This window comes from Burkholderia theae (assembly GCF_048565265.1).
In the GTDB taxonomy this organism is placed as follows: Bacteria; Pseudomonadota; Gammaproteobacteria; order Burkholderiales; family Burkholderiaceae; genus Burkholderia; species Burkholderia theae.
The window spans coordinates 1,359,839-1,372,514 of record NZ_CP183461.1; the positions used below are offsets into that span (position 1 = coordinate 1,359,839).

Annotated in this window: 13 protein-coding genes; 3 read left to right on the plus strand and 10 right to left on the minus strand. The window is 67.9% G+C overall.

Annotated elements, in window-relative coordinates; translation table 11 throughout:
- Positions 1 to 52 precede the first annotated feature (52 nt).
- Together ACN22W_RS06340 and ACN22W_RS06345 are read left to right on the plus strand one after the other, a co-directional pair.
- The gene (locus ACN22W_RS06340) at positions 53 to 685 is read left to right on the plus strand and encodes a cytochrome b/b6 domain-containing protein (protein WP_129514149.1); all 633 of its coding nucleotides are present in this window, start codon (positions 53 to 55) and stop codon (positions 683 to 685) included.
- 29 nt (positions 686 to 714) lie between these two features.
- Positions 715 to 1,503 (plus strand): molybdopterin-dependent oxidoreductase, encoded by a 789-nt coding sequence (locus ACN22W_RS06345; protein WP_419686830.1) that lies wholly within the window; start codon positions 715 to 717, stop codon positions 1,501 to 1,503.
- Between the two features lie 25 nt (positions 1,504 to 1,528).
- Here the strand turns inward: ACN22W_RS06345 and ACN22W_RS06350 are convergent, their stop codons facing one another.
- Both ACN22W_RS06350 and ACN22W_RS06355 read right to left on the minus strand, forming a co-directional pair.
- The gene (locus ACN22W_RS06350; RefSeq protein ID WP_419686831.1) at positions 1,529 to 1,810 is read right to left on the minus strand and encodes a helix-turn-helix domain-containing protein; all 282 of its coding nucleotides are present in this window, start codon (positions 1,808 to 1,810) and stop codon (positions 1,529 to 1,531) included.
- On the minus strand, positions 1,807 to 2,160 hold the full coding sequence (locus ACN22W_RS06355; protein WP_129514152.1) for a type II toxin-antitoxin system RelE/ParE family toxin: 354 nt from the start codon (positions 2,158 to 2,160) through the stop codon (positions 1,807 to 1,809). The genes ACN22W_RS06350 and ACN22W_RS06355 overlap by 4 nt, the downstream gene beginning before the upstream one ends.
- A gap of 525 nt (positions 2,161 to 2,685) precedes the next feature.
- Between ACN22W_RS06355 and ACN22W_RS06360 the strand changes: the two genes are divergently transcribed.
- The gene (locus ACN22W_RS06360) at positions 2,686 to 3,867 is read left to right on the plus strand and encodes an EamA family transporter (protein ID WP_419686834.1); all 1,182 of its coding nucleotides are present in this window, start codon (positions 2,686 to 2,688) and stop codon (positions 3,865 to 3,867) included.
- Between the two features lie 21 nt (positions 3,868 to 3,888).
- Here the strand turns inward: ACN22W_RS06360 and ACN22W_RS06365 are convergent, their stop codons facing one another.
- The 8 genes from ACN22W_RS06365 to ACN22W_RS06400 all read right to left on the minus strand — a co-directional run bounded on the left by ACN22W_RS06365 (position 3,889) and on the right by ACN22W_RS06400 (position 12,486).
- Positions 3,889 to 5,088, minus strand: coding sequence for an MFS transporter (locus tag ACN22W_RS06365; RefSeq protein WP_193097981.1), 1,200 nt, complete (start codon positions 5,086 to 5,088; stop codon positions 3,889 to 3,891).
- A gap of 183 nt (positions 5,089 to 5,271) precedes the next feature.
- The gene (locus tag ACN22W_RS06370; RefSeq protein ID WP_419686836.1) at positions 5,272 to 6,096 is read right to left on the minus strand and encodes a phosphodiesterase; all 825 of its coding nucleotides are present in this window, start codon (positions 6,094 to 6,096) and stop codon (positions 5,272 to 5,274) included.
- 109 nt (positions 6,097 to 6,205) lie between these two features.
- Positions 6,206 to 7,237 carry an ABC transporter ATP-binding protein gene (locus ACN22W_RS06375; protein ID WP_129514156.1) on the minus strand — a complete coding sequence of 344 codons (1,032 nt, stop codon included), beginning with the start codon at positions 7,235 to 7,237 and terminating at the stop codon, positions 6,206 to 6,208.
- 8 nt (positions 7,238 to 7,245) lie between these two features.
- Positions 7,246 to 8,142 (minus strand): ABC transporter permease, encoded by an 897-nt coding sequence (locus ACN22W_RS06380; protein WP_419686837.1) that lies wholly within the window; start codon positions 8,140 to 8,142, stop codon positions 7,246 to 7,248.
- Positions 8,143 to 8,152: 10 nt separating this feature from the next.
- Entirely contained in the window at positions 8,153 to 8,977 is an 825-nt protein-coding gene (locus ACN22W_RS06385; RefSeq protein ID WP_419686839.1) for an ABC transporter permease, read from the minus strand.
- Positions 8,978 to 8,994: 17 nt separating this feature from the next.
- A complete protein-coding gene (locus tag ACN22W_RS06390; protein ID WP_129514159.1) occupies positions 8,995 to 10,023 on the minus strand; it encodes an ABC transporter substrate-binding protein in 1,029 nt (342 codons plus the stop codon).
- Between the two features lie 73 nt (positions 10,024 to 10,096).
- A complete protein-coding gene (locus tag ACN22W_RS06395; protein WP_129514160.1) occupies positions 10,097 to 11,122 on the minus strand; it encodes a substrate-binding domain-containing protein in 1,026 nt (341 codons plus the stop codon).
- A gap of 275 nt (positions 11,123 to 11,397) precedes the next feature.
- The gene (locus tag ACN22W_RS06400) at positions 11,398 to 12,486 is read right to left on the minus strand and encodes a hypothetical protein (RefSeq protein ID WP_419686842.1); all 1,089 of its coding nucleotides are present in this window, start codon (positions 12,484 to 12,486) and stop codon (positions 11,398 to 11,400) included.
- Positions 12,487 to 12,676 lie beyond the last annotated feature (190 nt).

The window sequence follows — 12,676 nt, forward strand, 5'->3', positions numbered from 1 at the left end:
CCGGCTGCACGCGCGCATCGCGTCCCGTCGCAGCACCCCTGGAGTCTTCATCATGCAAACCGTTCCCGCAACGGATCGCGCGCCCGCGACGCCACCCGCGCGCCCGATCCATCCGCCGTGGGTGCGCGTGAGCCACTGGCTCAACGCGCTCGCGGCGATCCTGATGGCGCTGTCCGGCTGGCGCATCTACGACGCGTCGCCAATCTATCCGTCGTTCACGTTTGCGCACGGCATCACGATCGGCGGCTGGCTCGGCGGCGCGCTGCAATGGCATTTCGCGGCGATGTGGCTGCTGGTCGCCAACGGGCTGTTCTACCTCGTGATGTCGATCGCGACGGGGCGCTTCGCGCGCAAGATGCTGCCCGTCACGCCGGCGTCCGTGTGGCGCGACGTGCGCGCCGCGCTGGGCGGGCGGCTGTCGCACAACGACCTGAGCGTCTACAACGCGGTGCAGCGTGCCGCGTACCTGACCGCGATCGTCGATCTCGTCGTGCTGGTGCTGTCGGGGCTCACGATCTGGAAGTCCGTGCAATTCCCGCTGCTGCGCGAACTGTTCGGCGGCTATGACAACGCACGCGTCGTGCATTTCTGGGCGATGTCGCTGCTCGTCGCATTCTTTGTCGTCCACGTCGCGATGGCGCTGCTGGTGCCGCGCTCGTTGCTCGCGATGCTGCGCGGCCGCTGACCCGCAAGCCGCGGGCGAAGGAAATCATCATGTCGGAATCCGAAAACAGGCGTGGCGAGCCGCGCTGGACGCTCGACCGGAAGTCGCTCGAACTCGATGTGCGCCGCGAGCTCGAGATGCCGTCGCGGCGCCTCTTCAACCGGCGCGTGCTGACGCTCGGTGGCCTGACGATGCTCACCGGCTGCACGCTGCAGGACGACGCATCGGTCAACACGTTCCTCGAGACAGTATCGCGCATGAACGATCGTGTGCAGGCCTGGCTGTTCAGCGGCGAACGGCTCGCGCCGACCTACACCGAAGCCGACATTACGCGACCGTTCCCGTTCAACGCGTTCTACGCGATCGACGACGTGCCGCACGTCGATGCGTCGACGTATCGGCTCGTGCTGTCCGGCCGCGTGACGGGCAAGCGCGTGTGGACGCTCGACGAGCTGTATGCGCTGCCGCACGCGGAACAGATCACGCGGCATATCTGCGTGGAAGGGTGGAGTGCGATCGGCCGCTGGGGCGGCACGCCGTTCGGCGCGTTTCTCGCGCGCGTCGGTGCCGACACACGGGCGAAATACGTCGGCTTCAAGTGCGCGGACGATTACTACGAGAGCATCGACATGCCGACCGCGCTGCATCCGCAGACGCTGCTCGCGTTCGACTACGACGGCCAGCGGCTGCCGCCGGAATTCGGCTTCCCGATGAAGCTGCGGATGCCGACCAAGCTCGGCTACAAGAACCCGAAGCACATCATGGAAATCTTCGTGACCGATACGTATCCGGGCGGCTACTGGGTCGATCAGGGGTACAACTGGTTCGGCGGGTCGTGAGCGGCGCGCGTGGCGCGCTCATGCGTCACGCCGATTCGCGCACCTGGAGATCGACGCGCAGGCCGACTGCGGCCGCCATGTTCACGAGCGCGTCGAGTCCGAACAGGTTGATCTTGCCGCGCAGCAGGTCGGAGACGCGCGGCTGCGTGACCCCCAGCCGTTGCGCCGCCTGGGCCTGGCTGAGCTCGAGCTGCGCGATGCGCTGCTTGAGCGCGATCATCAGTTCGGAGCGCAGCTTCATGTTCTCGGATTCGGCCGGCTGGCCTTCGATTGCGTCCCAGACGTTGGTGTAGCGTTCATTGGTCATCGTTTCAACTCCATCATCAGCGTGCGATAACGCCGGGCGGCCAGGTCGATATCGGGTTTGCTCGTGCGTGCCGATTGTTTCCGGAAGCAGTGAAGCACGTAGACGGCATCGGCGAATGTCGCGACGTAGACGATCCGGAACGCGCCGCTCGCATCGCGCAGGCGAATTTCCCGCACGCCGACGCCGATGGTACGCATCGGCTTCCAGTCGTCGGGCGCGAAGCCGCGCTGTACCTGGTCGATCTGGTGGCCGGCGTCGCGCCGCGCGGGCAGTGGAAAGCCACGAAGATCGTCAAGCGCGCTGCCGACGAAAACAACCGGCTTCGGCGGAAGGATGGTTGGATTATACAAAATTTTGTATGGATGGTGCGGGTTTCGAATGGAGGTTGTGGACCGCTGGAAGAGGGCGTGTCGACCGTCACGATAAGCGCGAAGCAGCGGCCGGCGCGCATGATTGGCCGTCCGGCCGATGGTGGGGTCGATCGGGTCGGATTGCGATGGGTCGCGTGTGGAATCGGCACCGCCGCCGGCAACGCGTGCGCATTGCGAATCCGGCCCCGGATTTCACCGGCCCGCCGACCGGAAGCCCGCCAGCCGGATAATGTCGCGCCGAAACATCAGTCCCTATCCTTTCAGACAGGTCTGACGATGCTTTCGAATCCTTGATGCCATAATGCCGAGCGTGCGCAGCCGAAACGGTTGCGCGCGTTTTTTTTGTCCCTCTGCCGCCGCTTGCCGGTTCTCTTTCGTCGCCGTTCGCACTGCCATGTCGTTCCGCACGTTCGCTCTGCCTTCCCGGTCCCGTCAGGACCGTTTGCCGGCATTGCCGGCGTTTTTTAGCGGGGCACGCGGCGCGACGTGCGGGCGGGTCGCACGATGACGCCGCTCGACCGCCTCCTCGATTTCCTCGCCCGCTTTTCGTTCCGGATCCGCCTGCCGCAAAGCCGCGGCGGCCGCGTCGCGCTGGCGCTCGTGTTCATCTATTTCGTCTGGGGTTCGACCTACAGCGGCCTGCATTTCGCGCTGCAGTCGTTCCCGCCGCTGCTGCTGTCGGGGCTGCGCAACCTGCTCGGCGGGATCGGCCTGTTCATCTTCGCGCTGCGGCGCAAGCCCGAATGGCCGACGTTGCTGGAGATCCGCAATGCGGGGATCGTCGGCACGATGCTCGTCGCGCTGTCGTCCGGCACGATCGCGCTCGGGATCAGTTCGGTCAGCAGCGGCTCGGCCGCGGTGATGGTCGCGACGGTGCCGCTGTTCGCGACCGTGATCGCGGCGGTCGCCGGGCGGCCGGTGACGAAGGGCGAGTGGGCGGCCATCGCGCTCGGGATGGTCGGCATCGTCGTGCTGAATTCGGGCGGCGCAGCGGCCCAGAATTCGGCGCTCGGCACGATCTGCATTCTGGCCGGTGCGCTGTTCTGGGCGGGCGGCGCGCACCTCGCGACGCGGCTCAAGCTGCCGTCCGACCTGTTTCTGTCGACGTCGCTGCAGATCGGCCTCGGCGGCCTGATTTCGACGCTGGTCGCCTGGCTGATCGGCGAACGCATCGAACACGTGATGGCCGGGCCGGTGTTCGCGTTCCTGTACCTGATGGTGTTCTGCACGATGGCCGCGTACGTCGCGTACGGCTACCTGATCCGCCACACGAGCCCGATCATCGCGAGCAGCTGCATGTACGTGAACCCGATCGTCGCGGTCGCGCTCGGTGCGCTGCTGCTCGGCGAACCGGTGACGATGGCGACCGTGGTCGCGACCGTCGCGATCCTCGGCAGCGTCGGGTTGTCGTTCCTGTTCGATCCGGCCCGCCGGCCCGCGGCGCGCGCGGCGGCCGTCAGTTCGCCGGTGGCGGCGACCGTCGCGGCCGCGCCGGCTGCGGACGTTTCGTCGGCGCCCGAGCAGATCGCGATACCGGATGCGGCGCCCATCCTGACGCCTTCGGCTGTCCCACTTGCGGTGCCGACTCCGGCTGCCGTGATGGACCCCGCGGCCGTGATTGACCCAGCACAGGCATTCGCGCCGCCGCCCACCGACGAACCGGCCGCGCCCCGCGCCGACGCGTGACGCCGCGGTGGCCGGTGGCGCTCAGCCGTGCCGGCCGCCGCGATGGTGGGACCAGCCGGCCAGCGCGGTGAACAGCAGCCCGGCCGCGCACATGCCGATCCAGCCGAACGCGTGCCATGCGGCGACGCCGGCCGACGAGCCGAGTGCGCCGCCGATGAAATAACACACCATGAACACCGTGTTGACGCGGCTGCGCGCCTCGGGCTTCAGCGCATAAATGCGCGACTGGTTCGAGATCTGCGCGGCCTGCACGCCGACATCCAGCACGATTACGCCGATCACGAGCCCGACGAGGCTCGAACCCGACAGCGCGAAGATCACGAACGACAGCGCGAGCAGCGCGATCGCGAGCGAGATGATCGCGCGCGGGCCGCGCTTGTCCGCGAAGCGGCCCGCGTACGGCGCCGCGAGCGCGCCCGCCGCACCGACGATCCCGAACAGGCCGGCCACCTGCGGACCGAAATGGAACGGTGCACCGGCGAGCAGCAGCGTGAGCACGGGCCAGAACGCGCTGAACGCCGCGAACAGCGCGGCGCCCGTCAGCGAGGCCTCGCGCAGCCCGCGCAGTTCGACCGCGAGATGCCACATTGAGCCAAGCAGCTTGCCGTACGGCAGCGTCGACGTCGGCGAGCTGCGCGGCAGCCGCAGCACGATCACGGCGGCGAGCGCGACGAGCGCCGCGACCGACGCGGCGAACACCGCGCGCCAGCCGAAATACTCGGCGACGAAACCGGCGGCCGTGCGCGCGAGCAGGATGCCGAGCAGCAGGCCGCTCATCACGGTGCCGACCGCGTGTCCGCGTTCGGCCGGCGGTGCGATTTCGGCGGCGAACGGCACGGCCTGTTGCGCGATGGTCGCGAGCACGCCGATCGCGAGGCTTGCGACGGCGAGCACGGCCAGCGACGGCGCGGTGGCCGCGACGATCAGCGCGACCGACAGGCCGGCGATCTGCATCAGGATCAGCCCGCGGCGGTCGAACCGGTCGCCGAGCGGCGCGAGCAGGAACATGCCGGCCGCATAACCGAGCTGCGTCGCGGTCGGCACCGCGCCGATCCATGACGCGCCGTCGGGAAAGGTGGCGCGGAAGCTGTCGAGCAGCGGCTGGTTGTAGTAGATGTTCGCGACCGATACGCCCGCGATCGTCGCGAGCAGCAACAGCAGGCTGCGCGAGTAGTGGGGCGAGGCGGCGTCGGTCGGGCGGTCGGTGGAAGCGGTGGACATGGCAGCGCGGGCGGAGTTGGACGGCGCGGCGTGCGGCGCACGCGTCGGGTGCGCCGGTAGGCCGGTTGCCGGTCGAGGCTGCCGATCATACCGGAGCACCGTGAATCCTGCCGGGCAGGCGGCGAACCGGCAAACCGGCACAACCTGCCGGCCGCCGCCCGTCATCGTGCGTGCTTTACGCCATCAGTCGACCAGCTCGCCCGTCGGTTCATAGAACGGATACGGCCCGGCGCCTTCGTCCACATACACGTGGTGCGACGTCATTCCCGTGTCCGGCGCATAACGATGCACCGCGAATGCCGGCGGTTCGAGCCGGAACGCGGACGGCGCATCGGCCCGCAGGTCGAATGCGACCTGGTGCGCGGGCGCCGGCACCGCCGACGCGAGCGTGCCGCCGAAACGCGTGAACATCGTGCGGTGCACGTGGCCGCACAGCACGCGCTCGACGTTCGGATAACCGCGCAGCAGCGCGTCGAGTTTCGCGGCGGCGGCGGGTGCGAGACGCAGCGCATCCATATGGCCGATCCCCGACACGAACGGCGGGTGATGCAGCGCGACGATCACCGGGCGATCGCGCGCGGCGTCGAGTTGCGTGGCGAGCCAACCGAGCCGTACGTCGCACAGGTCGCCGTGGCTTGCGCCGGGCACTTGCGAATCGAGCGCGAGCACGCGCACCGCGCCGAGGTCGAGCGCGTACTGCACGAATTCGCCGTCCTGCAGTTCGGCGCGATCGGCGAACGCGCGGCGCAGCCCGGCGCGGTCGTCGTGATTGCCGATCATCAGGTAGTACGGAATCTCGAGCGGCGCGAGCAGGTCGCGCAGGTGGGCATATTCGTCGTCGTGGCCGAAGTCGGTCAGGTCGCCGGTGACGAGCACGGCATCGGGGCGTGGCTCGAGCGCGTTCAGCTTCGCGATGCAGCGCGCGAGCGCGGCCGCCGTGTCGACGCGCCGGTACGCGAGCTGGCCCGGACGCTTGATGTGGAGATCGCTGATTTGAGCAAGCAGCATCGTCGTTCCTCGGAATCGTCTGGTTATTGTGGGGGCGGCGTCGTGCGCCGCGGTGGGGTGGTGCATGGGTGATGCCTGAGTATGACTTGGGTGTTGCCTGATTGTTGCATCACGCGCCGAGCGCGATCAGGCCTTCCGGTGCGATCGTCAGGCCGACCGCCGTGCCGTGCGCGAGCGCGATGCGGCCCGGTACGTCGATCACGAGCGCGTCGGGCGCCGCGTGCTCGATCGTGAGCCGCGTGCGCTCGCCGAGGAACGCGCACGCACCGACCGCGCCGCGCAGCGGCGCATGCGCGGGATCGGCGAGTTGCGCGTCCTCGGGGCGGAAGAACCACTCGTCGGCGGCATGCGGCGTGACGATCGCGCCGCCCGTCGTCACGAGCTTGCCATCGCGCCATTGTCCCGCGAGCCGGTTCAGCGTGCCGATGAACTGCGCGACCGTGCGGTTCGCCGGCCGGTAGTAGATGTCGCGCGGCGTGCCGATCTGTTCGATGCGGCCCGCACCCATCACGACGATCCGGTCGCCGAGTTCCATCGCTTCGGCCTGGTCGTGCGTCACGTAGACCGTCGTCACGCCGAGCTCGCGCAGCAGCGCATTCATCTCGCGACGCAGCACGTCGCGCAGTTTCGCGTCGAGCGCGGTCAGCGGCTCGTCGAGCAGCAGCACGCGCGGCCGCACGGCCAGCGCGCGGGCGAGCGCGACGCGCTGGCGCTGGCCGCCCGACAGTTGATCGACCGGTTTGTCCGCGTGCGCGTCGAGCCGCATCATCGCGAGCAACTCGTCGACGCGTTCGCGCAGCGCGCGCGGTTCGGTCTTGCGGATCTTCAACCCGTAGCCGACGTTGCCGCGCACCGTCAGGTTCGGAAACAGCGCGTAGTTCTGGAACACCATGCCGACCTGCCGGCGCTCGATCGGCAGCGACGTCACGTCGTCGTTGCCGAACGCGATCGTGCCGCCGGCATCCGGCGTGTCGAGGCCCGCGATCAGGCGCAGCGTCGTTGTCTTGCCGCAGCCCGACGGCCCGAGCAGCACGAGCGTTTCGCCCGCGCCGATCGACAGGTCGAGCGGTTCGAGCACGCGCGTGCCGCGGAACGTCTTCGCGCAGCCGGTCAGGGTGATGGGAGTGGAATCGAGTTTCATGGATAGGTTCAACGCGGGCGGCGCTTGAGTGCGCGCGTGCCGGACGGGTCGACGCCGAGCCACTGCATCGCGACGAGGAGCGGCAGCGTCATCAGCAGGAACAGGATCGTGTACGCGCTGCCGACTTCGAGGCGCAACGATGCATAGGTATCGGCGAGCCCGACGGGCAGTGTCTTGGTGTCGGGCGTATGCAGCATCCACGTGAGGTTGAATTCGCCGATCGACAACGTGAGCACCGCGAGCGCACCCGCGACGATGCCGGGGCGCAGATTCGGCAGCACGATCGTGACGAAGCGCGTGACGAACGATGCGCCGAGGCTGGCCGCGCCTTCCTCGAGCGTGCGCAGGTCGGCGCCGGCCGCGACGGCCGCGACCGCGCGCACCATGAACGGCAGCGTGAACACGACGTGGCCGACGACGATGAACCACAGGCTCATCCGGAACGCGGTGAAGCCGCCGTAGACGACCAGCAGCGCGAGCGCCGACGCGAGGCCGGGCAGCGCGACCGGCAGCACGAGCGCTTCCTCGATCGCACGCGCGATGCGGCTCTTGCTGCGCGCGAGCGCATAACCGGCCGGCACGCCGACGACGAGCACGATCGCGAGCGTCGCGAACGCGACGTAAAGCGACAGCGCGACCGAGCCGTGATACTGCTGCCATACCTGTTCGAGCCAGCGCAGCGTGAGGCCGCTCGAGATTCCGCGGAAATAGTTGACGGTCAGGCCCGCGAGCACCGACATCACGACGGGCACGATCAGGAACGCGCACAGCAGCAGCGTGACGCCCCATTGCAGCGCGGCGATCGCGCGCGCGCCGGTGACGCGCGGCGCGCGGCGGGCGACACCGTTCGCCTGCGCGGGAGCGGGCGACGGCGACGGCGCGGAAGAGCCGGAAAGCGATTGCATGAAGGAATCCTCAGGCCGCGGCGGCGGCGGTGTGGCCCGTGAACCGGCGCGCGAGCGCGAGCACGGCCCAGGTGACGATGCCGAGCACGATCGACAGGCCGGCCGCCGTCGCGATGTTCGCGTTCAGCGTGAACTCGGTATAGATCGTCATCGGCAGCACGTTCAGGTCGGTGGCCAGCGTGAACGCGGTGCCGAATGCGCCCATCGCGGTCGCGAAGCAGATCGCGCCGGCCGCGATCAGGCCCGGCGCGAGCGCGGGCAGCACGATGTCGAGGAAGATCCGCCACGGCGATGCGCCGAGCGAACGCGCAGCTTCCTCGAGCGACGCGTCGAGCTTCGACGCGGCCGCGATCACGGTGACGATCACGCGTGGAATCGAGAAGTACAGGTAGCCGACGAACAGCCCCGCGACCGAATACGCGAATACCCACTTGTCGCCCGTGAGCTTCGCGGACAGCATGCCGACCAGCCCCTGGCGCCCGGCGAGCATGATCACCATGAAGCCGACGACGACGCCCGGGAACGCGAGCGGGAACGTGAGCAGCGCGAGCAGCACGCGCTTGCCCGCGAATTCGCGGCGCGCGAGCAGCAGGCCGGAGATCGTCGACAGCGCGAGCGTCGCGAGCGTGACGCCGGCGGACAGCGCGACGGTCTCGCCGAGGCTCTTCATGTAGCGCGCGTTGCCGAGTAGCGCCGCGTACTGCGAGAAGAATGCGCCGTCGGCAGACACCTGCACGAGCGCCGCCATCGGCAGCAGCCAGAACGCGGCGAACACCGCGAGCGCCGGCGCGACGAGCGCGACGCGCCAGCGTAGCGGGAAAGTCAGGTCGAGCATCGATCGCGTTCCGCCGCTTACTGCATCACCTGCAGGTACTGCTGGCCGAACGCCTGCTGGCCGGCCGCCATCTTGCCGAAGTCGACCGACTTGGCGCGCGCGTATTCGCTCGCCGGCAGGAACTTCGCGGCGACGTCGGCGCCGAGCGCCTGCGCGCGCACCGGGCGCAGGTACGCGTTGGCCCACAGCTTCTGGCCTTCGTCCGACAGCACGAAATCGAGCACCTTCTTGCCGTTCGCATCGTGCGGCGCGCCCTTCACGAGGCTCATCACGTACGGCACCGCGATCGTGCCTTCCTTCGGAATCACGAACTCGACGTTCGCGTTGTCCTTGTACTTCGCGCGGTACGCGTCGAAATCGTAGTCGAGCAGGATCGGAATCTCGCCGGACAGCACACGCGCATATGCGGTCTGCTTCGGCACGATCGGCGCGTTCGCCTTCAACTTGCGGAACCAGTCGAGTGCCGGCTTGAAGTTGTCGAGGCTGCCGCCGAGCGCCTGGTTGACCGCGACCGCGCCCGCATAACCGACGAATGCGCTCGACGGATCGAGATAACCGACCATGCCCTTGTATTCAGGCTTCAGCAGATCGGCCCACGAGCGCGGCACCGGCTTGCCGTCGAGCGCGTCCTTGTTCACGAAGAAGCCGAGCGTGCCCGAGTGGATCGCGAACCAGTAGCCTTGCGGGTCCTTCAGGTTCGCGGGAATGTCGTTCCAGTGCGCGGGCTTGTACGGCGCGATCACGCCCTTGTCCTTCGCCTGGAATGCCGACGATACGCCGAGGTAGACGACGTCGGCCACCGGGCTCTTCTGCTCGGCGATCAACTGCGCGATTGCCTGGCCCGAGTTCTTGTTGTCGAACGGCACGCGGATGCCGGTCTTCTGCTTGATCGCCGCGATCTGCGCGGCCCAGTCGGCCCATTCGGGCGGGCAGTTGTAGCAGATCGCCGATTCGTCGGCGTGGGCGGCGGGCGCGCCCGCGATGAGCGCGGCGCAGGCGAGCGGCGCGGCGAGCGCGCGCAGCAGCGAGGTCAGGCGAAAGGACACGGTAGGTCTCCGGGCGAGTGTGTGGCGCTGGGGTGGTGTGGTTGTCGGGTGCGTGCTGGCGGGGCGTGCGTGTTCAGGCCTTGCGCAATTGCAGGTCGGTGGCCGGCGGCGCGACCGTCGCGCCGTCGCGCACCACGTGCGGCAGGATCAGCGACGTGCGTTCGATCGTCGCGCCGCCGATGCATTCGACGAGACGCTGCCATGCGTGGCGGCCGATGTCGCGGTTCGGTGTCGCGACGCTCGCGAGCGGCGGCGCGAGCAATTCGCCGATCGCGATCCCGTCGAAGCCGAGCACCGACAGGTCGTCCGGGATCGAGAAGCCTGCTCGGCGCAGGCCGCGCATCACGACCATCGCGAGCAGGTCGTTGCTGCAGAAGAGGGCGGTCGGGCGCGTCGCCTGTGCGGTGAGATGCGCGAGCACCGCGTCGGGCAGCTCGGGCGCGTTGAAGTCGACTTCGACCGGCGGCAGCGTGGCGACGCCGCTTTCCTCGAGGGCCTGCGCGTAACCGAGATGACGCTGGCGTGCGCGATCCGATGCGGCGAGCGAGCCGGCCAGCATCAGCACGCGGCGGTGGCCACGCGCGGTCAGCAGCCTCACGCCGTCATACGCGGCGCGACGGTTGTCGACCGACACCGACGGACGGCGCTGCGTGTCGTTGTGCATCAGCACGTAATGCGGGCCGTCGCGATCGAGCATGTCGAGCAGCGGGTGCGTGTCCGCGTCGGCGACGGTGAGGATCAAGCCTTCGACGCGCTGCTCGCGCAGCGTCTCGATCGCGTGACGCTCGCGCGCCGCGTCGTACTCGGTCGTCATCAGGATCAACTTGAAGCCGGCCGCGGTCGCGAGCTCGTCGATGCCTTGCAGGCAGTCGGCGAACACGGGGTTCGACAGCGTCGGCACGACGACGCCGACGAGTCGCGTGCGTTCGCCGCGCAGTTGCCGGCCGAGCGGGCTCGGGCGGAATTGCAGCGTGTCGATCGCGGTGCGGATCGTTTGCAGCGTGGCGGGGCTGACGGTATGCGGGGCGTTGATCGCGCGCGAGACGGTGGCGATCGAGAAGCCCGCGAGGGCAGCGACATCCTTGATGGTCGAGGTCATTAAATAACGCGATGTAAACGTTTTCGGCAGGGAAAATTATCGAAAACGTTTGTGACTTCGCGATGACGCACGAGCAGGGAAGGCCCGAAAGGGCACGAACGGAATCGTGTGAAGGATCGGAGGGCAACGCCGCTGTCGATTGTATCGGCGAAAGCGACCGCGTGCGCGATTCCGTCGTCGGAACGCGTGGTGCCCCGTCGCGCACATGTCTGCGCGACGGGGCAATCGGACGCGATCAGGCTCGACGGCGACGCTCGTGCCGCCGGCGGTTGACGTTACAGCGCGACGAACAGCATGCCGTGCGGGTCCTGAAGGGCGGATGCGTTGCCGACACTCGTCGCGATGGGTGTCAGGTGGCCCGACTTCGTATCCAGCTTCATCACCTGACCCTGGCCGGCACTGTAGGCGTCGCCTTGCGAGAACGATGCGTCGACGCGGTAGGTCGTGTTGCTGGCGTCGGTGAACAACATGAAGGTCTTGCCTTGCGGTCCCGGCGCGGGCACCCAGCGCGTATCGTCGACCGGATAGATGGGGCCGTCCTTGTCGTTGAAGAGCGTGAGCGTCAATACGCTGACGGTCTGGCTTGCGCCCGGGTTATGGAGGAACACCAGCTTGCCGTCGGCCTGGCTGTCGAGCACGAGATCGCCGGCGGAATCGATCGCCTCGGAATCAGGGTCCGTCAGGCTCAGTGTCACCGACTGATTGAAAGTCGGATTCGGCGATCCGCCGACGGACGGCGTCAGGTCGGTGGCCTGCGCGTTGCCGGCGAGCACGGGCGCGACGTCGAACGTCGTGCCGTTTGCATTCAGCGTGAGCTGGCCGACCGTCGGTGCGACGGTGCCGGGTGTCGTCGGGTTCGATGCGCTCACATAGATGTTCCCGTTGAGCAACTGCATGTCGTCGAAGCCGCCGCCGTGTGCGGTCGGATTGACGGTCGGCGCGTAGGTTTTCTGCGTGCCGGCCTTGAGGTCGATGATCGTCAGTTCGGGATTGCCGTCCTCGTTGGCCATCGCCCACAGCGTGTTCGTATCGGCGCGAGCCATCAGTCCATCGACGTGGCCCGGCACCGTATACGTCTTGAGCACGTTGCCGCTCAGGTCGTATTGCACGACGTCGTTGGTCAGGCCCGGCACGGAGCCGTCCTTTACGTCGCCGGCTTTCTGATAGCCGATGAAGACCGTGTTGTTGAACTGGACGATCGAGTCGGGCTTGTCGCTGGACGTGGGCGCTTTCGCGAATACGGTCAACGTATAGCCGGACGCGGTGGCGGTGTTCGGTACGGCCGCGGTATTGGTCGGCGCGACACCGGGCGTGGAGGTTGCGTCGTCGCCGCCGCAGGCGGCAAGAAAGACCGATGCTGACATGACGGTTAACAGGGGCTTTCTTAACATTATGTTTTCCTAACTGAATGGATCGTGCGGGATGAGCGAAATGCGCGTATTACCGTCTGTTACGGGCAACGCGGGTCAGGCTATGCCGCGTATATTTCCATTCGGTGACAAACTTCGCGACCCGGCTGTGATTGCCCGAAAGCATTGCTGGCGCTAGCACGGC

Coding starts and splice junctions, on each gene's coding strand:
- ACN22W_RS06340 (WP_129514149.1), top strand. CDS start 53: ATGCAAACCGTTCCCGCAACGGATCGCGCGCCCGCGACGCCACCCGCG.
- ACN22W_RS06345 (WP_419686830.1), top strand. CDS start 715: ATGTCGGAATCCGAAAACAGGCGTGGCGAGCCGCGCTGGACGCTCGAC.
- ACN22W_RS06350 (WP_419686831.1), bottom strand. CDS start 1,810: ATGACCAATGAACGCTACACCAACGTCTGGGACGCAATCGAAGGCCAG.
- ACN22W_RS06360 (WP_419686834.1), top strand. CDS start 2,686: ATGACGCCGCTCGACCGCCTCCTCGATTTCCTCGCCCGCTTTTCGTTC.
- ACN22W_RS06365 (WP_193097981.1), bottom strand. CDS start 5,088: ATGTCCACCGCTTCCACCGACCGCCCGACCGACGCCGCCTCGCCCCAC.
- ACN22W_RS06370 (WP_419686836.1), bottom strand. CDS start 6,096: ATGCTGCTTGCTCAAATCAGCGATCTCCACATCAAGCGTCCGGGCCAG.
- ACN22W_RS06375 (WP_129514156.1), bottom strand. CDS start 7,237: ATGAAACTCGATTCCACTCCCATCACCCTGACCGGCTGCGCGAAGACG.
- ACN22W_RS06380 (WP_419686837.1), bottom strand. CDS start 8,142: ATGCAATCGCTTTCCGGCTCTTCCGCGCCGTCGCCGTCGCCCGCTCCC.
- ACN22W_RS06385 (WP_419686839.1), bottom strand. CDS start 8,977: ATGCTCGACCTGACTTTCCCGCTACGCTGGCGCGTCGCGCTCGTCGCG.
- ACN22W_RS06395 (WP_129514160.1), bottom strand. CDS start 11,122: ATGACCTCGACCATCAAGGATGTCGCTGCCCTCGCGGGCTTCTCGATC.
- ACN22W_RS06400 (WP_419686842.1), bottom strand. CDS start 12,486: ATGTCAGCATCGGTCTTTCTTGCCGCCTGCGGCGGCGACGACGCAACC.